The organism is Faecalicatena fissicatena (assembly GCF_016900595.1).
GTDB lineage: Bacteria > Bacillota > Clostridia > Lachnospirales > Lachnospiraceae > Claveliimonas > Claveliimonas intestinigallinarum.
On sequence record NZ_JACLYY010000003.1, the window covers coordinates 46,962 to 67,341 of the forward strand.

Here is a 20,380-nt window from a genome sequence, read left to right on the forward strand (position 1 = left end):
CATGAATTTGATCGATCTGCACTGCGACACGCTGTGGAGACTTCTGGACCTGGGAGGAGAGGGGGATCTCCTGGAAAATGACGGATCTGTCAGCATTCGGAAGCTGGAAGAGGAGGAAGCCCTCGCCCAGTTCTTTGCCTGCTTTGCCTACAGGGACGCCATGGAGGGAAATACCTCCGCGGAGCAGTACAATGCGGGGTACCGCCGTGTACTGGCTATGACAGATTATCTGCACGAGCAGGCAGAAAGGTGGGGCGGCCGGCTTGAGATCGCAGCGGAGCCGGGGGATATAGAAGCCATCCGCAGGAGGGGAAAGACAGCCGCAATCCTCACTGTGGAGGAGGGCGGCATATTGAACGGCAGCCTGGAGCGCCTGGAGGAGCTTTACAGAAGGGATGTGCGGCTCATCACCCTCCTCTGGAACTACGAGAACTGTATCGGCGCCCCAGGCAGCCGGGAGCCCTCTGTCATGGAACGGGGGCTGACGCCCTTTGGCGTCCGGGTCGTGGAGAGGATGAACGAGCTGGGCATGATCGTGGATGTCTCCCACGCATCTGACGGCGTGTTTTGGGATGTCATGAAATGCAGCAAAAAGCCTGTGGCGGCCACCCACTCCAACTGCCGCGCCCTGGCGGCCCACCCCCGGAACCTGACAGATGGAATGCTGCGGGCTCTGGGAGAGCGTGGCGGCGTGACGGGCCTTAATCTTTACGGCCCCTTCCTTGGCACGCCGGAGGAGTCCCGGCTGGAGGAGATGACGGCCCACGTGCTTCACATGCTCCGGGCAGGGGGAGAGGATCTTCCCGCCATCGGGACAGATTTTGACGGCTTCGACGGGATGAAAAGGATGGATATTCCCGACACAGGGTGCATGGGAAGACTGTGGGAGGCGCTGAAGAAGGAGGGTCTGTCGGAGAGTCAGCTTGATAAGATCTGGTATAAAAACGCCCTCCGAATCTGGAAGGAAAGATAAAACAGGCATTGAGAAAGGGAAGAGGACATATGTTTCGAGAAATGAGAAGAAAAAGACAGCTCCTGTCAGAGAAGGAGGCAGGGGAAATATTAAAGAGGGGCACGTCCGGCGTGCTGGCGCTGGCGGGAGATGACGGATACCCTTATGCGGTGCCCATCAGCTACGTGTATGACGGGGAGAAGCTTTATTTTCACAGCGCGAAAAGCGGACACAAGCTGGATGCCATCGCAGCGGAGCCGAAGGCTTCCTTCTGTGTCATTGATCAGGACAGGATCGTGCCGGAGGAGTACACTACCTATTTCAGGAGCGTCATCGCCTTTGGCCGGGTTCGGGTCATGGAGGATGAGGCAGAAAAGCGTCAGGCAATAGAAAAGCTGGCCCAAAAGTATGCGCCCCGGAGCACACCGCAGGACCGGGCGGCGGCCATTGACCGGGAGTGGAAGCCCCTGTGCATGCTGGAGATGACCATTGACCACATGACAGGAAAAGAGGCCATTGAGCTGGTAAAAGAACAAATGGATTGTGAAAAATAGACAAAAAATAAACCTGAAAAATGTGCATGTCTGACGAAAAGAACAAAACAGATTGACAGGAAAGGGAAGTAGACCTATAATATAGCCAGAAATTGAAACCGGTTTCAAGAAAGAACGAGACCGGAAATGCGATGAAACGAAGAGGATCTCAGATGGAGATCCTACTTTTTCAAAAGATCTGAAACCGGTTTCAAGAAAAGAGGAAATGAAAGGAGAAGACATGGGATGAAACTTGCAGTAGTGGGAAGCATCAATATGGACATGACAGTGACGGCAGAGCGGATTCCTCTGAAGGGAGAGACGCTCCGGGCGGACAGCATCAGCCGCATACCCGGAGGAAAAGGCGCCAACCAGGCGGTGGCCATGGCAAGACTGGGAGCTGAGGTGGAGATGTTCGGATGCGTGGGGGATGACGACAACGGGAAGCTCCTCCTGAAAAACCTGCAGGGCGCAGGTGTCAGAACAGATCACGTCCGGGTCCTGGAGGGAGTCCCTACAGGGCTGGCCATGATCACAGTGGCGGAAAATGACAATACAATCGTAGTGGTTCCGGGCGCAAACGGGAAAGTGGATCAGGCCTATGTGGACAGCATCAGCGGTGAGCTGGGAAAATATGACATGGTGGTGCTCCAGCACGAGATCCCTCTGGAGACAGTCATTTACACCGTGAAAATGTGTCACGAAAAGAAAATCCCGGTCGTGCTGAACCCGGCGCCGGCAGCCGCTGTTCCGGAGGAGATCGTGGATATGGTGACTTACCTGACCCCCAATGAGCACGAGGCAGTGCTGATTTTCGGAGAGCAGAAGGACACGGAGGATATGCTCAGGAAATATCCGGAAAAGCTGGTCATTACCCAGGGATCCAGAGGCGTGGTGACATGTTTAAGGAGCGGGGAAATCCTGCGGGTACCGGCGAGAATGTCAGAGGTGGCAGACACGACAGGGGCAGGCGATACGCTGAACGGAGCCTTCTGTGTGCGGATCTGCGCTGGCGATGACATCCGGGACGCCCTTGTGTACGCCAATACAGCGGCAGGACTTTCCACAGAAAAGTTCGGCGCTCAGAGCGGGATGCCCTCTGCTGAGGAAGTGGAGCGAGAATTAGGGGGGAAGATAGGTTGAAAAAACACGGTATTTTGAACAGTGAGGTGGCGGATGTCCTGGCTCACATGGGACACACGGACAGGATCTGCATCGGGGACTGCGGTCTCCCTATTCCGGAGGGCACCAGGCGCATCGATCTGGCCCTGCGGTTCGGACTTCCCTCCTTTATGGATGTGCTCTGTGAGACGGGCGCTGACATGAAGATTGAGAAGGTCATCCTGGCGGAGGAGATCAAAGAGAAAAGCCCCGCTCTGCTCAAAGAAATAGAGGAATATCTGCGGGGAGAGGGGATTGACGGGGAGATGATCGAGTTCGTTCCCCATGAGGAGCTGAAACGGTTGACCAGAGACTGCAGGGCAGTGATTCGGACAGGAGAGACGACACCCTATGCAAATATCATCCTGCAGTCGGGATGCATTTTTTAGGAAGAGGAGGGAGAACCATGCAGATTGAGATGCGCGGAATTGACAAGTCCTTTGGCGGCAACGCGGTTCTTAAGGAAGCCGGATTTCTGCTGGATCACGGTGAGATCCACGCGCTGATGGGCGAGAACGGCGCGGGGAAATCCACCCTGATGAAGATCCTGACGGGAGTCTACACAAAGGACGCCGGGCAGGTCATTGTGGACGGACAGGAGGTGTACTACAAAAATCCGCAGGAAGCGGAAAAGGCGGGGATTGTCTTTATTCACCAGGAGCTGAATGTGCTGTTTGATCTGACAGTGGAGGAAAATATGTTCCTGGGGAAAGAGATACACGGCCGGTTTGGCGTGTGCGACAAGAAGGCTATGAGGGCCGAGGTCAGAAAGATCCTGGACAGACTGGGCGTGTCCATTGATCCACAGCAGAGAATGAGCGAGCTGTCCGTGGGGCAGCAGCAGATGATCGAGATCGCCAAGGCGCTTATGGTGGACGCCAAAGTCATAATCATGGATGAGCCCACCGCGGCGCTGACCCAGAGTGAGACGGAGGTTTTGTTCCAGGTGGTGAGATCGCTGAAGGAAAAGGGCGTCTCCATCGTCTACATTTCCCACAGAATGGAGGAGATCTTTGAGCTCTGCGACCGGATCACTGTGCTCCGGGACGGCTCCTACATTGATACAAAACGTATCCAGGACACGGATATGAACGATGTGGTGAAGATGATGATCGGCCGGGAGATCGGAGAGCGTTACCCCCTCCGCGAAGCCAGCATCGGAGAGGTTGTCTTTAAGGTAGAGGGACTCACCTGTCCGGGCGTATTTAAGGATGTGTCCTTTGAAGTCCATGCCGGGGAGGTGCTTGGCGTATCAGGCCTGATGGGCGCGGGAAGAACAGAGATCATGCAGGCGATCTTCGGAAATATGCCCCATGTCACCGGGAAGCTTTTTTTGAACGGAGAGGAAATACATAACCATAATCCCGGGCAGGCCATGAAAAACGGTATCGGCTTTATCACCGAGGACCGCAAGACCGAGGGCCTGATGCTGGAGGAGAGCATCCGCAAGAACATCTCCCTCGCCAATCTGGGACGCATTTCCAGGAGGGGCGTTCTCAGGAAAAAAGAGGAGCGGGAGCTGGTGCAAAAGGGAATCGAAGAACTACATATCAAATGCTTTGGGCCGGAGCACGAGTGCGGCAGACTGAGCGGCGGAAATCAGCAGAAGGTGGTCTTCGCAAAGTGGATCTACACAGATCCGAAGGTGCTGATCCTGGACGAGCCCACCAGAGGCGTGGATATAGGCGCAAAAAAGGAGATTTACAATATCATCAATGACCTTGCCGCAAAAGGCGTGGCGATCATCATGGTGTCTTCGGAGCTCCCGGAGGTGCTGGGAATGGCGGACCGCATCATGGTAGTGAGAGAGGGACTTGTGCGGGGAATTCTGAGTAAGGAAGAGGCGGACCAGGAAAATATCATGATCCTGGCGACAGGAGGGAATTTAAATGAATAAGCAGAAAACGATCAATAAGATACAGGATCTGGGCGCCCTGATCGCGCTGATCCTTTTAGTGGTAGTCATCGGTATCATCAGCCCGGAGTTCCGGACTGTGGGAAACTTTTTGTCACTGCTGAGGCAGTCCTCCATCAACGGACTGATCGCATTTGGAATGACCTGCGTTATCCTGACCGGGGGCATTGACCTGTCCGTGGGCTCTGTCCTGGCTCTGTCCACTGCGCTGTGCGCGGGATTTATATCAAACGGGATGCCCGTGGGGGCTGCCATGCTGCTGGCTCTGGTGATCGGGACAGGACTTGGCTTTATCAGTGGTATCCTTGTCACAAAGGGAAGACTGCAGCCCTTTATCGCTACCCTTGTGACTATGACAGTCTACAGGGGACTGACCATGATCTTCATGGACGGGAAGCCCATCTCCAACCTGGGAGACAGCTTTACCTTAAAGGTAGTGGGAAAGGGGAATTTCTATCACATTCCCATCCCTGTAATCCTGTTTATCCTGATTTTCGCCCTCTTTATGTTCATTCTTGAGAAGACTACATTCGGCAGAAGAGTGTACGCCACAGGAAGCAACCGGGAAGCAGCCCGGCTGGCGGGTGTGAACATCCACAGGACAAAGCTTGCCGTCTATGCCATCTCCGGCGGTATGGCAGCGCTGTCCGGACTCATTCTCCTGTCCAGACTGGGATCTGCCCAGCCAAACCTGGGAGACGGGTATGAGCTGGACGCCATCGCCGCGGTGGCTCTTGGCGGTACAAGTATGAACGGCGGCCGGGGACGCATCTGGGGAACCTTTGTCGGCGTACTGATCATCGCTGTCCTGAATAACGGGCTGAACATCCTGGGCGTTTCATCCTACTACCAGGATGTGGTAAAGGGTATCGTGATCCTGATCGCGGTGCTGTCCGACAGAAAACGCTAGGAGAGAAAGGAGAAGAGCAATGATGAAAATAAAGAAAATGGCAGCACTTCTGCTGACAGCAGTCATGGGATTTTCGCTGGCCGGCTGCAACGCCATCACCATCGACGGCGAAGAGGGGAGTATCACAGAGGGAGGAAGCGGGGGAAACGGCAGCATTGGCTTTTCCGTATCCACACTGAACAATCCATTTTTTGTGACTCTGAGCGAAGGCGCCGAGGCAAAGGCCGAGGAGGAGGGAGCAGATCTGATCGTGGTGGACGCCGGCGATGACGCGGCAAAGCAGACAAGTGATATCGAGGATCTGATCTCCAGAAATATCAGCGTCCTCATTGTCAATCCGGTGGACTCTGACGCAGTGGCTCCGGCCGTGCAGGACGCGGTCGCGGCGGGAATCAAGGTCATCTCCGTGGACCGCGTAGTCAACGGAGTGGACGTGGACTGTGCCATTGCCTCCGACAATGTGGAGGGAGCCAGGATGGCCACAGAGTATATGGTGAGCCTCATCGGCGAGGGGGCAAAGACAGCGGAGATCCAGGGAACCTCCGGGGCCAGCGCCACCATCGACAGAGGAGAGGGCTTCCACCTTGTGGCAGATGAGCAGCTCGACGTTGTGTCCAGCCAGACAGCCAACTTCAGCCGCTCAGAGGGAATGACTGTCATGGAGAACATCCTCCAGGCTCAGCCGGATCTCAAGGGCGTGTTTGCCCACAATGACGAGATGGCCTTGGGCGCGGTGGAGGCCATCGGAAACAGGGACATTGTGGTAGTGGGATTTGACGCCACAGACGATGCCCTGGCAGCCATCCAGCAGGGAAGAATGGCAGCAACCGTTGCACAGAAGCCAGACCTTATGGGCGCTACAGCGGTGGAGACAGCCATCAGCCTGGTAAACGGCGAGACAGTGGAAAAGGAGATCCCGGTTGAGGTGGAGCTGATCACAAAGTAAAAGAAAAAACTAGACAAAAAGCAACCAACAGGAAAAAAGAGATACCCGGCGAACTGATGCGGTTCTGCCGGGTATTTCGGCTTATTGTCTGCCTTTTCCGGATCCCTGCCGGGCCGGGTTGACAGACTGTTGGGCGAAAAATATAATAAAGGGTATGAAACAGGTTTCAAAACGGAAGGAGCAAACAGACCATATATGACCAGTATCAGAGAAGTGGCAAAAATAGCAGGTGTGTCCCCCGCCACTGTTTCCCGGGTGATGAACGGCACCGCAAACGTGGATGAGAAAAAAAGGCAGAGAGTGCTGGAGGCCATAGAAAAGACAGGCTTTCGCCCCAATGAGTTGGCCCGGGCCCTTTACAAAAAGTCGTCCCGGATGATCGGCGTGATCGTCCCGGACATTGAGAATCCGTTTTTTAGTGAGCTCTCCAAGGCGGTGGAGGAGCAGGCATACCGGACCGGGTACCGGATCCTTCTGTGCAACTCTGACGACGATCCGCAAAAGGAGATGATGAATATCCAGATGCTTGTCCAGATGAAGGCGGACGGGATCATCATCACCACCAATTGCGACAGCACCAGCCGGGTGCTGGGGGACTGCCCCATCCCTGTGGTGGTGGTGGACAGAAAGCTGAAGGGTGAGAGCGGCACCGCCTTTATCGAGGCGGACCACTATAAGGGCGGGCGTCTGGCGGCCCGGCATCTGGTGGAGTGCGGATGTAAGAATATCGTCTGTCTGCAGGGACCTTTGGCCTATTCCAGCGGCCGGCAGCGCTACCAGGGCTATCTGGACATATGCGAAAAATACGGTCTGAAGGAACAGCACGTGAACTGCACCTACGACTATGAGGCCGGACGGCGGGCAGCAGGCGAGCTGATGCGAAGATTCCCGGACACAGATGGCATCATTGCCTGCAACGATATGGTGGCCATCTCTGTATACAAGGAGCTTACGGCCCGGGGCAGGCGCATACCGGAGGAGATCCAGCTGATTGGATTTGACGATATCAAATTCAGCAGGATGTGCACGCCAGAGCTGACCACAGTGTCCCAGCCTATCAGGGAGATGGGCTCCCTGGCGGCAGGCATCATCATCCGGCACGTGGAGGGGGAGGAGTTCCTGCAGGAGAATGTGTTCGATGTGAAGCTGGTGGAGCGGGATACGACGAGAAGGAAAAAAGAGCAGAAGAAATAGAAGAGAGAATAAAATAAAAGGTAAAACAAGAAATATGGGAGGGGCTGTCCTGAATTGCTATTCAGAGGCAGCCCCTCTTGTGTTTAGCAAGCGCTAATTTACTGCGCATAGAAGAAATTGGTGCGCTTGATATTTTTCAGCTCTTCCGGCGTCAGGCGCAGGGAGGAGATAAGCGCCTCGTCCTCCGGCAGCGGTGTCTCCGAGACAATGACCTTCATGGCGATATTCTGGTAGAAATAGCTGATGGTCGTGAGAAGACCGATCTTGTAGGAGGTGTGCCGGTTCAGGGATGAAACCCGGAGGGTGAGGGTGTCAAATGGCGGCTCTGTGCAGCTCAGGATAAAATCAATGCAGGAATCCGTGTAGGATACCCTTCCGTCATAGACATAGTTGGCATCATAATAGTTTGCCGTGTCTGCCACATCGTAATACATGGTAGACTTGAAGGACATTTTCTGGTTGATGAGAACTGCCTTCTGCAGTTTATTTTTCTCCCCGTTAAACCAGTAGAGATAGAGCTGCTCTGAAAAATATTTTTGATATCGTGTCAAATCATTTGAATCCTCTGTTACGCAGGTGTCGGGCAACAGGGAGGAGATTTCGATATTGAGGATTCTGCAGATGTCTACAAGAGTGTCAATACTGATGAATATTTCCCCTTTTTCGTATTTGGATATAGTGGCTGTACTTTTGTTCAATTTTTCTGCCAGATCATTTAAGGTCAAATGCTTGGCCCGGCGTCTGGCCCGGAGCTTCTGACCTAAGGTTGTGTAAAAAGAACCAGAATTCATACGATCATTCCTCTCTGCATAAAAACAATCTTCATTTTAATACAGATTTTACCATATAAACAGTGAGATGGACAAATGTTTTTTGGGAAAATAAAAGCGGAATGGATAAAGTTGACTAAAAATAGTGTTTCCTATCCTATATTGAGAAAAATAGATGAAAAACGATAAAAATAAATTGAAAATTGAAGGGAGGGAGATGAAAAGCCAAATAATTATCTCTTTAATAGAATTTGTGGGGAACAAAATTTCGTAATACGAAAAAGACCGGATTTGTGAATTTGTTATCAATAAAGCTATAATCTTTGTAAAGATCTTTGTAAAAAAAGAGGCGCGGCGCATATGAACACATGAAAATGAGAGATTGGAATGGAGGCGGTATGGATGGCTAAAGAGGCCAAACAAGGCTACAAGAAAAATCTGGGAACGATCCTTTTGCTGGCATTTGCCGGATCGATTATTTACGGACTTCCCTATTTTCGCTCCTACTATTATGACACCTATCAGAATATGTATAATCTGACCAACACGCAGATGGGACTTCTGGGGAGCGCCTATGGCCTCCTCGGCGTGTTTTCCTATGTTATAGGAGGGGTTCTGGCGGACAAGATCAAGGCGAAGAAGCTGCTGATTTTCTCCATGATTGCCACAGGTCTTGGAGGACTTCTGCATCTGGTGGTGAGCGACTTCTACGCGTTGGCGGCTATTTACGGACTGTGGGGCGTGACCTCGCTCCTGACCTTTTGGCCGGCCCTGATGAAGATTGTAAGGATCCAGGCGACGGACGAGGAGCAGAGCAGGGCTTATGGCATTTTCGAGGGAGGCCGGGGCGTGTTCAATGCGGCGCATCTGGCTGTGGCAACTGCGATCTTCGGCGTGTTCGAGGCGAGGGCAATGCCCTATATGGGAATTGATGCCATCATCTGGTTCTATTCCCTGGCGCCATTGATCGTGGGTATCATCTTTATATTTATCCTGAAGGAGCCGGATACAGTGGATGAGACAGGCTCCTCACAGCAGGTTTCCTTCAAACAGATCCTGAGCGTCCTGAAAATGCCTGTTATGTGGCTGATCATTATTATGATCTACACAAGCTATACATTTAATATGTCTTCCTACTATTTTACACCGTACGCCAGCAATATCATCGGAGTTACGGCTGTGATTGCGGCGATCCTGACAGTCATGTCTCAGTATATTCGCCCCTTTGCCGCTACCATCGGCGGGTTTGCAGGGGATAAGGTGGGAAAGAGCAAGACCATGATCGTGGGATACGTTCTCATGGTAGCCGGAGTGATCATCATGGATATGACGGGAAGAATGAGCTCTGACACGAGGATGATCCTTGTTGTGGCAGCCTGCGTGCTTGTATATGCGGGTATGTTCTCCAACTTCGGACTGTATTTTTCCTTTATCTCAGAGGCGGGAATCCCGGTGGAGCTGGGAGGAGTGGCTATCGGCATGGCATCCACATTCGGCTATCTGCCAGAGGTACTGAGCTACACCATCGCAGGAAAGCTGTTGGATACATATCCGGGATACCAAGGCTATCACCTGAACCATATGTATATGATCGCGATGGGCATTATCGGTCTCATCGTGGCTGTTATCTGGACAAAAAAATATGCGAAAAAGCCGGCAGCGGCCAAAAGTGAGGAAATCTAAAACTATTTTCATATATTTATTAATAAAGGAGGTTCGTGAATATGGCAAAAGTAGAACCAAAAGCAAAACGGGTGATGAAGAGAGAGGAGTTCCCCTATGAGTGGGATGTGATCGAGAACCAGTGGATCACCATGTCAGACGGGTGCAGGCTGTCTGCCCGCGTCTGGCATCCAAAGACAGACAAGCCGTTGCCCACAGTGTTTGAGACCCAGCCCTACCGCAAGCGGGACGGCATGAGAGGGCGGGACGAGCCCATGTACGGATTTTTCGCCGGCATGGGATACAATGTGGTCCGCGTGGACATGCGGGGCGCGGGAGAGTCTGACCAGTGCTTTTACGATGAGTATCTGAAGCAGGAGCAGGATGATGCGGTGGAGTGCATCGAGTGGATTGCCCAGCAGACCTGGTGCGACGGTAATGTGGGAATGATGGGAAAATCGTGGAGCGGCTTTAACTCCCTGCAGGTGGCGGCGAGACAGCCAAAAGGGCTGAAGGCTATTATCTGCGTGGGCTTTGTGGATGACAGATATACTCAGGATATTCACTATAAAGGCGGCTGTCTGCTGAATGACAATTTCTGGTGGGGCAACATTATGCTGGCCTACATGTGCCGTGCCATTGACTCTGAGATCAAGCCGGACACCTGGTATGAGGAGTCTATCCGGCGCCTGGAGGAGATGCCTCTGTGGCCGGCTAACTGGCTGGAGCATCAGACAAGGGATGACTACTGGAAGCACGGCTCAGTCAGCGTGAACTACGATGACATCAAGGTGCCGGTCTTTGCCCTGGACGGATGGGCTGACTCCTACACAAACAGCGTGCTCACCCTGATGGAGGGGCTGAGCGTTCCGAGAAAGGCGCTTATCGGACCCTGGGCCCACGTGTTTGCCCATGACGGGGCTCCCCAGCCAGCCATCGATTTTCTGGGAGAGGCTACAAAGTGGTGGGATAAATGGCTCAAAGGCATTGACAATGATACACTGGACTGCCCTATGGTACAGGTATGGCTGGAAGACAGCATGAAGCCGGAGACGGTACACCCTGTCAGCGATGGCCGTTGGGTGGCACTGGACAAATGGCCCTCTGCGGATGTGGAGACAAAGACGCTGTCCATGACCTACGGACATCTCCAGGAGGAGGCAAACACGAAGGAGGAAGTGGTGGATCTGTGCACCCTTCCCAATCACGGGCTTCTGGCCAACGAGTGGATGGGAGCTGGAGTTCCGGGAGAGAGCCCGGCCGATATGCGGGTGGACGACGGTATGGCCATGGTATTTGACTCTGACATTTTAAAGGAAGAGGTGGAAATATTAGGCTATCCGGAATTTGAGGTGGAGCTTACCAGCGATAAGCCAAACGCCTTCCTCTACGCTGAGCTCTGTGACATCCATCCCGACGGAGCGGCCACGAGAGTGTCCTATGGGCTGATGAACCTGACCCATCTGGAGGGCCACGAGAAGGTGGTTTATCTGGAGCCGGGCAAGAAATATAAGGCCAGGGTGCAGCTGGATGTGTGCGGACACAATTTCCCTGCCGGCCACAGGATCAGACTTGCCATTGCCAATTCCTTCTGGCCCATGATATGGCCATCGCCGGAGCTTGCTACGCTGAAGCTGGATCTGTCCACTGCCAAATTTTCCCTGCCCCTGTTTAAGGGAAAGGATGCCAAGGGACCGGACATGGAGGCAAGATGCGCGCCGCTCACACCAATGACTACACTCTCGCCGGGACATGTGGACCGGCAGATCACATATGATCTGATCACGGATACGTGGACCTCCATCACTGATGGCGTGGGAGGAGTGTTCGGAGAGGGCGTGTACCGCTTTGACGATATCGGCACAGTTGTAGAGCACAATCTGAAGAGGGAGCTGACCATGAGCAACAAGAATCCCCTCTCAGCGAAATATACAATTTATCAGAAGATGAAGAACGGACGGGAGGGCTGGCTTACGGACTGCGATATCGTGGTGACCCAGACTGCGGATCTGGAAAACTTCTACATCACCGGCTATATGGATGCATCCATCAATGGGGAGCATGTGTTCCACCGGGATTACGATTATAAAGTAAAGAGAAACGGTCTTTAAGGACAGAAGACAGAACCGAAAGGGGTGAGGACCATCAAGTATAAAAAAATCAGTTTTAAGGAACTTGTGTTGATGAATGTCTCCGCACTCTACGGGATCAGATGGATTGCCAAATCAACCTCAGACAGCTTTGGCCTGGGGTTGGGGGCAATCCCCATGTGGGTCATTTTTATGCTGATCTTTTTCATCCCACAGGCGCTGATGTGTGCGGAGCTGGCCTCGGCCTATCCCACAGATGGGGGACTCAATGACTGGGTGAAGATCGCGTTTGGAACAAAGTACGGATTTCTCGTGTCCTGGATGCACTGGACAGCTCTGATCTTCTGGTACGCCTCCTTCCTGACCTTTCTGGCCATTAACATCAGCTACATGATCGGGAAGCCGGAACTGGCGGACAATAAGCCATTTGTGCTGATCATGTCGCTGGTGGTGATCTGGGGGCTGTCCTTTGTCAGTATGAGGGGCATGAAGCTTGGAAAATACTTTACAAGCGTGGGGGCCTTCGGGTCGGTGATACCGACCATTTTTCTGATCGGCATGGCCATTCTGGCCGTAGTTGTCCTGAAGGCTGCCCCCAGCGCTTCCGAGTACACGGTGTCTACGCTGACGCCGAAAATGAATATGAATTCTCTTGTGGCTATATCCGGCATTACATTTGCCTACACAGGGGCGGAATTTACAGCCAACTTTGTGTCCGACATGAAAAACCCCCAGAAGGATTATCCACGGGCTATCATGATCGCGGCGGGATTGATCTGCGTGCTCTATGTTGTGGGAGCTGTCTGCATGACTATGCTGCTTCCCACCTCGGAGATCTTCGCCTATACAGGCACACTGGATGCTCTGGCAAAGGCAAGTGAGCTCCTTGGAGTGCCGCAGGTTCTTGTGCAGATCCTGGCGTTTGGTATCGCCCTGTCTGTTCTGGGAGCTCTTGTCCTGTACATTGTGCAGCCGGTGAAGATGCTGTTTGGCTATTCAGAGCCGGGGATCTTCTCGGATAAGTTCATGAAGAAAAACCAGTACGATGTGCCGGAGAAAGCCATCCTGTTCCAGGCTGTGCTGATTACAGTGCTCCTGGCGGGAGTCAATCTTTTTTCGGCAGTGGAGACCATCTACAACGTGCTCGTCACCATGACAGCGCTGACATCCCTGTTCCCCTATGTGCTGCTGTTTGCAGCGTACATTAAGATAAAGAAGGAAAAAGAGGATAAGCCGGAGCTGTATCAGATGACGACAAATAAAAAGTGGGGCTGCTTCCTTGGGTATTCAGAGCTGGTGATCTGCGGGATCGCCATCGTATGCTCCGCCCTACCGGTGATGTCCACAACAGGTGAGAACATCATTTGCGAGATTGAGCTGATCGGCGGCGCGCTGTTCGTACTGTTGTCCGGCCTGTGGCTTTGGAAGCGATCCGGGCTGGAGAACAAAATGGGGACGTAACACTTTGCAAAAGTATTACGTCTGGATTTAGACTAACTGGTGTGTAATTGTGTCAAATATAATCGGTTGCGACTCCGCCTGTTTTGATTGGTATCACGAAAAAAGCAAGAGTTTCTCACGTATTACGCGGAAGAAGCTCTTGCTTTTTTCAGGTTAATCACGATATGAGTGGAAATTGTGTGTGAACACAGTGGTGGTTTGACACAATTATACACCAGTTGGATTAGTTTGAGACGTAACACTTTTGTAAAGCATTACGTCCCCAATTCATTATTTACTCTCGCTTTGCTTTTTCATCTCCTGCATCTTCAGGGCGCGGACCTTGAGCGGAAGCCCGAACAGGGTGATGAAGCCGTCAGCGTCGTGGTGGTCATACATATCGCCTGTTGTGAAGCTTGCCAGGGACTCGCTGTACAGTGAGTAGGGGGAGGTGGTGCCGGCCTTGATGATGTTGCCCTTGTAGAGCTTGAATTTGACTTCGCCGGTCACATACTCCTGGGTGCTCTCCACGAATGCCTGAATGGCCTCCCGGAGGGGTGTGAACCACTTGCCCTCGTATACGACCTGGGCCAGCTTGTCGCCCATTTCCTTTTTCATTTCCGTTGTGGCGCGGTCCAGAACTAGCTCCTCAAGCTGCTGGTGCGCCTCATAGAGGATAGTTCCGCCAGGGGTCTCGTAGACGCCGCGGGACTTCATACCCACTACACGGTTCTCTACAATGTCAATGATGCCGATGCCGTGCTTGCCGCCCAGCTCGTTCAGCTTGCGGATGATGTCGGAAACCTTCATCTCAACGCCGTTAATGCTCTTTGGAACACCCTTTTCAAATGTCATAGTCACATACTCCGGCTCGTCCGGTGCCTTCTCCGGAGGTACAGTGAGGACTAAAAGATCATCGTAGTTTGGCTCGTTGGCCGGATCCTCCAGCTCCAGGCCCTCGTGGCTGATGTGCCACAGGTTGCGGTCACGGCTGTAGCTGTGCTTTGCGTCAAAGGGAAGGTCGATGCCGTGCTGGCGGCAGTACTCGATCTCGTCCTCCCTGGACTGCATGGTCCAAAGATCTGTCATCCGCCAGGGGGCGATGATCTTGATGTCCGGAGCCAGAGCCTTGATGGCCAGCTCAAAGCGGATCTGATCGTTTCCTTTTCCTGTGGCGCCGTGGCAGATGGCAACAGCGCCTTCCTTCCTTGCGATCTCAACGAGTCGCTTTGTGATGGCGGGGCGGGCCATGGCCGTGCCGATAAGGTATTTGTTCTCGTACACTGCGTGGGCCTGCACGCAGGGAACAATGTAATTGTCGCAGAAATCATCCACAATATCTTCTATATATAATTTGGAAGCGCCGGACATCTTCGCTCTCTCCTCCAGACCGTCCAGCTCTTCGCCCTGTCCGCAGTTCACGCAGCAGCAGATAACATCGTATCCGAATGTCTCCTTCAGCCACGGGATGACGGCTGTTGTGTCAAGTCCGCCTGAATAGGCAAGTACCACTTTTTCTTTCATTGCATTTTCCTCCTGAAATGTATTTTCATTTTTCTGCGCTGCTGTGAGCCGCGCTTAAAATAACCTAAATCGCAAGGTTTACTATACACCATATTTTATAATTATGCAAGTGTAATGCAAAAAAAACGAATTTTAGTGTATATTATACAAAGCTTTTGGAAAAAATCCGATTGCGCCGGGAGAAACCGCATAAAAATGAGGGATAGACGAGAGCGCGCGGGAGCAGGGAACGCTGGGCGAACAGAGGGAAACAGGAGGGGCACAGGAAATAATGACAGAAAAAACTTGCATAATATTCATTATGGATGTATAATCATGCAGTACAAACGTACAGCGGGGAAAAAGTTCCGGCAATCCACTTTACACAGAAAGAAAAGTGGTATAAACTTTAACAAGTGTTATTCTATTTTAATAAGAAAGGATATGCGAAAGATGATAAGAGCAGGAATTATCGGTTCCACCGGATACGCGGGAGCAGAGCTGGTCCGCATCCTGATGGGACATAAGGACGCCGAGATCGTGTGGTACGGCTCCAGGAGCTATATAGATAAGAAGTACGCAAGTGTGTACCAGAATATGTTCCAGATCGTGGACGCGGTCTGCATGGATGACAACATGGACGAGCTGGCAGCGGCGGCGGACGTGATCTTCACAGCCACCCCCCAGGGACTGTGCGCTTCCCTTGTCAATGAGGACATCCTAAGCAAGGTGAAGATCATTGACCTGAGCGCGGATTTCCGAATCAAGGACGTGGCTACCTACGAGAAGTGGTACGGCATAGAACACAAGAGCCCGGAGTTTATAAAGGAGGCAGTCTACGGCCTGTGCGAGATCAACAGGGAGGATGTGAAGAAGGCCCGGCTCATCGCAAACCCGGGCTGCTACACCACCTGCTCCATCCTGACGGCCTACCCTCTGGCGAAGGAGGGGCTCATCGACATGGACACTCTCATCATTGACGCCAAGTCCGGCACCTCCGGCGCAGGGAGAGGGGTCAAGGTGCCCAACCTCTTCTGTGAGGTCAATGAAAACATGAAGGCCTACGGCATCGCCTCCCACAGGCACACTCCGGAGATTGAGGAGCAGCTCGGCTACGCCTGCGGACACCCGGTGGTGCTGAACTTTACGCCTCATCTGGTACCCATGAACCGGGGCATCCTGGCCACAGAGTACGCGAAGCTGACAAAGGATGTGAGCTATGAGGACGTGAAGGCCGTGTACGAGAAATATTATAAGGATGAGAAATTCATCCGCCTTCTGGATGAGGGCGTCTACCCAGAAACCAAGTGGGTGGAGGGCAGCAATTACGTGGACATCGGCTTTAAGATCGATGAGAGGACAGGCCGCATCATCATGATCGGAGCCATTGACAATCTTGTGAAAGGAGCGGCCGGACAGGCGGTGCAGAACATGAACCTGGCCTTCGGACTGACCGAGGATACAGGGCTGGATCTTGTGCCCATGTTCCCATAGGAGGTAACCAGACATGACAATCCGGGAAATGACAATAGATGATTACGAGGAGGTGTACCACCTCTGGAAGCAGATCAAGGGCTTCGGTATCCGGAGCATTGACGACTCCAGGGAGGGCGTGGAGCGCTTCCTTATGAGAAATCCCACCACCAGTGTAGTGGCGGAGAAGGACGGGAAGATCGTGGGCAGCATCCTGTGCGGACATGACGGCAGGAGAGGCTGTCTCTACCACGTGTGCGTGGACGAGGCCTACCGGCGCCACGGCATAGGAAAGGCCATGGTGGTGAGGGCCATGGAGGCCCTGAAGGCGGAGAAGATCAACAAGGTCTGTCTTATTGCATTTACAAAAAATGACATCGGAAATGCCTTCTGGAACACCATCGGCTGGACAGAGAGAGAAGATCTGAACTACTACGATTTCGTGCTGAATGACGCCAACATCACGGCGTTCAATGAACAGTAATAAAGAAAAATATTTTCAGGGGAAGGTGGATAACATGGAGAGAATAGAAGGCGGCGTGACCGCGGCAAAAGGATTTGAGGCAGCCTGCGCGGCTGCAGGGCTGAAGTACAAGGACCGCACGGATATGGCCCTGATCTACAGCCAGGTGCCCTGCGTGACAGCAGGAACCTTTACCACAAATGTAGTAAAGGCAGCTCCCGTAAAGTGGGACCAGCAGGTGGTAAAGAGTGGAAAGAAATCACAGGCTATCATTGTAAACTCAGGAATTGCTAATGCCTGCACAGGAGCGGAGGGCTTCGGCTATTGCAAGGACACGGCGGACAAGGCCGGAGAGGTGCTGGGCATTGACCCGGCCGGAGTGCTCATCGGCTCCACCGGCGTGATCGGAAAGCAGATGCCCATTGAAAAGCTGAAGGCCGGCATTGAGGCTCTGGCCCCGAAAAAGGCGTCCACCCTGGAGGCCGGCACGGAGGCAGCCAGGGCCATCATGACTACAGACACAAAGGAGAAGGAGATTGCTGTCACTATCCAGGTGAAGGATAAGACCGTCACCATCGGCGGCATGGCAAAGGGCTCCGGAATGATCCATCCCAACATGTGCACTATGCTCTCCTTTATCACAACAGACGCAGTCATCACAAAGGAGGCTCTCCAGAGCGCTCTCAGTGAGGATGTGCCGGATACATACAATATGATCTCCGTGGACGGGGATACCTCCACCAACGACACGGTGCTCCTGCTGGCCAACGGGATGGCGGAAAACGAGGAGATCACCTGCGGTACGCCGGAATACCAGGAGTTCAAGGCAGCTCTCCACGTGATCAACGAGTACCTGGCAAAGAAGATCGCCGGGGATGGAGAAGGTGCCACAGCCCTCTTCGAGGCCAAGGTCATCGGAGCCGAGAGCAAGGAGCAGGCAAAGGTGCTGGCCAAATCCATCGTCTGCTCCAATCTGACCAAGACAGCCATCGCGGGCCACGACGCCAACTGGGGAAGGATCCTCTGCGCCATGGGCTACTCCGGCGCCCAGTTTGACCCGGAAAAGGTGGACCTCTTCTTTGAGAGCCAGGCAGGCAAAATCCAGATCATAGAGAACGGCACGGCTGTGGACTACAGCGAGGAGGAGGCAACGAAAATCCTCTCCCAGCCGGAGGTGACAGCCATCGCGGACGTGAAGCTGGGACAGGAGAGCGCCTCCGCCTGGGGCTGCGACCTGACACACGGATACATTGAAATCAACGCGGATTACAGGAGCTAAAAAAAATGGATAACAATATGCAGAAATATCTGGACAAGGCGGAGGTGCTCATCGAGGCCCTCCCCTACATCCAGCGGTTTAACCGGAAAGTCATTGTTGTGAAATACGGCGGCAGCGCCATGGTGGACGAGACCCTCAAGGAGAGAGTGATTCAGGACGTGACCCTGCTGAAGCTGGTGGGCTTTAAGCCCATCATCGTCCACGGCGGCGGAAAGGAGATCAGCCGCTGGGTGGGCAAGGTGGGCATGGAGCCCCATTTTGTCAACGGTCTGCGGGTGACCGACGCGGCCACCATGGAGCTGGCGGAGATGGTTCTTGGAAAGGTAAATAAAGAGCTGGTCCAGTTCGTGGAGGGCCTGGGCGTGCGGGCCATCGGCATCAGCGGAAAGGACGGAGGCCTCCTGCGGGTGACAAAGAAGCTCTCCGACGGCCAGGACATCGGCTTTGTGGGAGATGTGAGGGAAGTGAACGCGGACATCCTATGGGATCTGCTGGAGAAGGATTTCCTCCCCATCGTGTGCCCTGTGGGACTGGACGACAGGAACAACACCTACAACATCAACGCGGACGACGCGGCCTGCGCCATCGCCAGGGCCATGCATGCGGAGAAGCTGGCCTTCCTGACAGACATTGAAGGTGTCTACAAGGATCCCAAGGACCCGGAGACACTGATCTCGGAGCTGAAGGTGTCTGAGGCCAGAAAGCTGATGGAGGAGGGCTACATCGGAGGCGGCATGCTTCCCAAGCTGAACAACTGTATCGACGCAATTGAAAACGGCGTTTCCAGAGTGCATATCCTGGACGGCAGGATCCCCCACTGCCTCCTGCTGGAGATTTTCACCAACAGAGGAATCGGAACCGCCATCTTAGACGATGAAGGGAGCAGATTTTACAATGACAAATAAATGGATCGACGAGGCGGAGCAGTCGCTCCTGCACACCTACAACCGGTATCCCATCGTCCTGGAGAGGGGCGAGGGCGTGTACCTGTATGACACGGAGGGGAAAAAATACCTGGACTTTGCCGCAGGCATCGCTGTGTGCGGACTTGGCTACGGCCACAAGGAGTACACAGAGGCTCTGAAGAACCAGGTGGACACCCTGCTCCACACCTCCAACCTGTACTACAGCAAACCGGCGGCTGAGGCGGCCCAAAAGCTGACAAAGGCGGCTCAGATGGACCGGGTTTTCTTTACAAACAGCGGCACCGAGGCCATAGAGGGAGCCCTGAAGGCGGCCAGAAAATACGCCTACACAGAGGGCTCCGGCCGGTATGAGTTTATCGCCATGGAGCACTCCTTCCACGGGCGCACCATGGGGGCTGTGGCTGTGACAGGCAACGAGGCATACCGGACTCCCTTTGAGCCCCTTATAGGGGGCGTGCGATTTGCCCGGTACAATGACCTGGACAGCGTGAAGGAGCAGATGAACGGGCACACCTGCGCGGTGATCATGGAGACACTCCAGGGCGAGGGAGGCATCTATCCCATTGACCCGGAATTCCTGCAGGGCGTGAGGAAGCTCTGCGATGAGAACAATGTGCTCCTCATCCTGGATGAGATCCAGTGCGGTATGGGGCGCACAGGCACCATGTTCGCCTGGCAGGACTATGGCGTGAAGCCGGACATCATGGCTATGGCCAAGGCCATCGGCGGCGGCGTCCCGGTGGGTGCCTTTGCCATGACAGAGAAGGTGGCGGAGAAGTCCCTGGCTCCGGGAGACCACGGCACCACCTACGGGGGAAATCCCTTTGTGTGCGCGGCGGTCAGCGCAGTGCTGGACATTTTTGAAAAGGAAAAGCTCTGCGATCACGTGAAGCAGGTGGGAGCCTACCTGGAGAAGCAGCTGGACGCCCTGGCAGAGCGCAAAGAGTCCGTGAAGCTGCGCAGAGGAAAGGGCCTGATGCAGGGCCTTGTCCTGAACGTGCCGGTGGGCGAGGTCGTGGTGAAGGCGCAGAAGGAGGGGCTTCTTGTCATCACCGCCGGGGGAAATGTGCTCCGCATGGTTCCGCCCCTTGTGATCACGGAGGAGCATGTGGACGAGATGATCGAAAAGCTGGAGAAGGCGCTCTAGGAGAAGATCCACAAAA

18 protein-coding genes and 1 pseudogene are annotated in these 20,380 nt (G+C 53.6%); 16 read left to right on the top strand and 3 right to left on the bottom strand.

Annotated features, from left to right (window positions below; genetic code table 11):
• Nucleotide 1: 1 nt before the first annotated feature.
• From H7U36_RS03990 to H7U36_RS04025, 8 genes are all read left to right on the top strand, one after another.
• Nucleotides 2–973 carry a dipeptidase gene (locus tag H7U36_RS03990; RefSeq protein WP_205148334.1) on the top strand — a complete coding sequence of 324 codons (972 nt, stop codon included), beginning with the start codon at nucleotides 2–4 and terminating at the stop codon, nucleotides 971–973.
• Between the two features lie 29 nt (nucleotides 974–1,002).
• Entirely contained in the window at nucleotides 1,003–1,506 is a 504-nt protein-coding gene (locus H7U36_RS03995) for a pyridoxamine 5'-phosphate oxidase family protein (protein ID WP_205155735.1), read from the top strand.
• Between the two features lie 225 nt (nucleotides 1,507–1,731).
• Entirely contained in the window at nucleotides 1,732–2,628 is an 897-nt protein-coding gene (gene rbsK, locus H7U36_RS04000; RefSeq protein WP_205148332.1) for a ribokinase, read from the top strand.
• Entirely contained in the window at nucleotides 2,625–3,035 is a 411-nt protein-coding gene (gene rbsD, locus H7U36_RS04005) for a D-ribose pyranase (RefSeq protein WP_205148331.1), read from the top strand. The genes rbsK and rbsD overlap by 4 nt, the downstream gene beginning before the upstream one ends.
• 17 nt (nucleotides 3,036–3,052) lie before the next feature.
• Complete coding sequence (locus H7U36_RS04010) at nucleotides 3,053–4,543, top strand: sugar ABC transporter ATP-binding protein (protein WP_205148330.1); 1,491 nt, start codon at nucleotides 3,053–3,055, stop codon at nucleotides 4,541–4,543.
• Nucleotides 4,536–5,471, top strand: a complete 936-nt coding sequence (locus tag H7U36_RS04015) for an ABC transporter permease (protein WP_205155736.1) — start codon at nucleotides 4,536–4,538, stop codon at nucleotides 5,469–5,471. The genes H7U36_RS04010 and H7U36_RS04015 overlap by 8 nt, the downstream gene beginning before the upstream one ends.
• A 22-nt stretch (nucleotides 5,472–5,493) precedes the next feature.
• On the top strand, nucleotides 5,494–6,417 hold the full coding sequence (locus H7U36_RS04020) for a substrate-binding domain-containing protein (RefSeq protein ID WP_191428414.1): 924 nt from the start codon (nucleotides 5,494–5,496) through the stop codon (nucleotides 6,415–6,417).
• Between the two features lie 195 nt (nucleotides 6,418–6,612).
• Nucleotides 6,613–7,611, top strand: a complete 999-nt coding sequence (locus H7U36_RS04025) for a LacI family DNA-binding transcriptional regulator (protein WP_205155737.1) — start codon at nucleotides 6,613–6,615, stop codon at nucleotides 7,609–7,611.
• A 98-nt stretch (nucleotides 7,612–7,709) separates the two neighbouring features.
• Here H7U36_RS04025 and H7U36_RS04030 read toward each other — a convergent pair whose 3' ends face one another.
• Together H7U36_RS04030 and H7U36_RS15535 are read right to left on the bottom strand one after the other, a co-directional pair.
• Nucleotides 7,710–8,162 (bottom strand): hypothetical protein, encoded by a 453-nt coding sequence (locus H7U36_RS04030; RefSeq protein WP_242842814.1) that lies wholly within the window; start codon nucleotides 8,160–8,162, stop codon nucleotides 7,710–7,712.
• A gap of 45 nt (nucleotides 8,163–8,207) precedes the next feature.
• A pseudogene (locus H7U36_RS15535) lies at nucleotides 8,208–8,402 on the bottom strand (helix-turn-helix domain-containing protein); the annotation flags it as partial.
• Nucleotides 8,403–8,783: 381 nt separating this feature from the next.
• Here H7U36_RS15535 and H7U36_RS04035 point away from each other — a divergent pair.
• The 3 genes from H7U36_RS04035 to H7U36_RS04045 are packed head-to-tail and all read left to right on the top strand — an operon-like array spanning nucleotide 8,784 to nucleotide 13,594.
• On the top strand, nucleotides 8,784–10,064 hold the full coding sequence (locus tag H7U36_RS04035) for an MFS transporter (protein WP_033125063.1): 1,281 nt from the start codon (nucleotides 8,784–8,786) through the stop codon (nucleotides 10,062–10,064).
• Nucleotides 10,065–10,105: 41 nt separating this feature from the next.
• Nucleotides 10,106–12,154 carry a CocE/NonD family hydrolase gene (locus H7U36_RS04040; protein ID WP_205155738.1) on the top strand — a complete coding sequence of 683 codons (2,049 nt, stop codon included), beginning with the start codon at nucleotides 10,106–10,108 and terminating at the stop codon, nucleotides 12,152–12,154.
• Between the two features lie 24 nt (nucleotides 12,155–12,178).
• Nucleotides 12,179–13,594 carry an APC family permease gene (locus H7U36_RS04045; protein WP_330637028.1) on the top strand — a complete coding sequence of 472 codons (1,416 nt, stop codon included), beginning with the start codon at nucleotides 12,179–12,181 and terminating at the stop codon, nucleotides 13,592–13,594.
• Nucleotides 13,595–13,864: 270 nt separating this feature from the next.
• Here H7U36_RS04045 and H7U36_RS04050 read toward each other — a convergent pair whose 3' ends face one another.
• Nucleotides 13,865–15,097, bottom strand: a complete 1,233-nt coding sequence (locus tag H7U36_RS04050; RefSeq protein ID WP_033125065.1) for an argininosuccinate synthase — start codon at nucleotides 15,095–15,097, stop codon at nucleotides 13,865–13,867.
• A 432-nt stretch (nucleotides 15,098–15,529) separates the two neighbouring features.
• On the opposite strand from H7U36_RS04050, the gene argC reads away from it, so the two are divergent.
• From argC to H7U36_RS04075, 5 genes are read left to right on the top strand one after another with little or no spacing between them, the layout of a single operon-like run.
• On the top strand, nucleotides 15,530–16,570 hold the full coding sequence (gene argC, locus H7U36_RS04055; RefSeq protein ID WP_205155739.1) for an N-acetyl-gamma-glutamyl-phosphate reductase: 1,041 nt from the start codon (nucleotides 15,530–15,532) through the stop codon (nucleotides 16,568–16,570).
• Between the two features lie 13 nt (nucleotides 16,571–16,583).
• Nucleotides 16,584–17,033 carry a GNAT family N-acetyltransferase gene (locus tag H7U36_RS04060; protein WP_033125067.1) on the top strand — a complete coding sequence of 150 codons (450 nt, stop codon included), beginning with the start codon at nucleotides 16,584–16,586 and terminating at the stop codon, nucleotides 17,031–17,033.
• 34 nt (nucleotides 17,034–17,067) lie between these two features.
• A complete protein-coding gene (gene argJ, locus H7U36_RS04065; RefSeq protein WP_191428405.1) occupies nucleotides 17,068–18,291 on the top strand; it encodes a bifunctional glutamate N-acetyltransferase/amino-acid acetyltransferase ArgJ in 1,224 nt (407 codons plus the stop codon).
• Nucleotides 18,292–18,296: 5 nt separating this feature from the next.
• A complete protein-coding gene (argB, locus tag H7U36_RS04070) occupies nucleotides 18,297–19,196 on the top strand; it encodes an acetylglutamate kinase (protein WP_138303527.1) in 900 nt (299 codons plus the stop codon).
• The gene (locus H7U36_RS04075) at nucleotides 19,186–20,364 is read left to right on the top strand and encodes an aspartate aminotransferase family protein (RefSeq protein WP_033125070.1); all 1,179 of its coding nucleotides are present in this window, start codon (nucleotides 19,186–19,188) and stop codon (nucleotides 20,362–20,364) included. The genes argB and H7U36_RS04075 overlap by 11 nt, the downstream gene beginning before the upstream one ends.
• Nucleotides 20,365–20,380 lie beyond the last annotated feature (16 nt).

Excerpts from the sequence above, each read along its gene's own strand:
- H7U36_RS03990 (WP_205148334.1), top strand. The coding sequence starts at position 2 with ATGAATTTGATCGATCTGCACTGCGACACGCTGTGGAGACTTCTGGAC.
- H7U36_RS03995 (WP_205155735.1), top strand. The coding sequence starts at position 1,003 with ATGTTTCGAGAAATGAGAAGAAAAAGACAGCTCCTGTCAGAGAAGGAG.
- rbsK (WP_205148332.1), top strand. The coding sequence starts at position 1,732 with ATGAAACTTGCAGTAGTGGGAAGCATCAATATGGACATGACAGTGACG.
- H7U36_RS04010 (WP_205148330.1), top strand. The coding sequence starts at position 3,053 with ATGCAGATTGAGATGCGCGGAATTGACAAGTCCTTTGGCGGCAACGCG.
- H7U36_RS04015 (WP_205155736.1), top strand. The coding sequence starts at position 4,536 with ATGAATAAGCAGAAAACGATCAATAAGATACAGGATCTGGGCGCCCTG.
- H7U36_RS04020 (WP_191428414.1), top strand. The coding sequence starts at position 5,494 with ATGAAAATAAAGAAAATGGCAGCACTTCTGCTGACAGCAGTCATGGGA.
- H7U36_RS04025 (WP_205155737.1), top strand. The coding sequence starts at position 6,613 with ATGACCAGTATCAGAGAAGTGGCAAAAATAGCAGGTGTGTCCCCCGCC.
- H7U36_RS04035 (WP_033125063.1), top strand. The coding sequence starts at position 8,784 with ATGGCTAAAGAGGCCAAACAAGGCTACAAGAAAAATCTGGGAACGATC.
- H7U36_RS04040 (WP_205155738.1), top strand. The coding sequence starts at position 10,106 with ATGGCAAAAGTAGAACCAAAAGCAAAACGGGTGATGAAGAGAGAGGAG.
- H7U36_RS04050 (WP_033125065.1), bottom strand. The coding sequence starts at position 15,097 with ATGAAAGAAAAAGTGGTACTTGCCTATTCAGGCGGACTTGACACAACA.
- argC (WP_205155739.1), top strand. The coding sequence starts at position 15,530 with ATGATAAGAGCAGGAATTATCGGTTCCACCGGATACGCGGGAGCAGAG.
- H7U36_RS04060 (WP_033125067.1), top strand. The coding sequence starts at position 16,584 with ATGACAATCCGGGAAATGACAATAGATGATTACGAGGAGGTGTACCAC.
- argJ (WP_191428405.1), top strand. The coding sequence starts at position 17,068 with ATGGAGAGAATAGAAGGCGGCGTGACCGCGGCAAAAGGATTTGAGGCA.
- argB (WP_138303527.1), top strand. The coding sequence starts at position 18,297 with ATGGATAACAATATGCAGAAATATCTGGACAAGGCGGAGGTGCTCATC.
- H7U36_RS04075 (WP_033125070.1), top strand. The coding sequence starts at position 19,186 with ATGACAAATAAATGGATCGACGAGGCGGAGCAGTCGCTCCTGCACACC.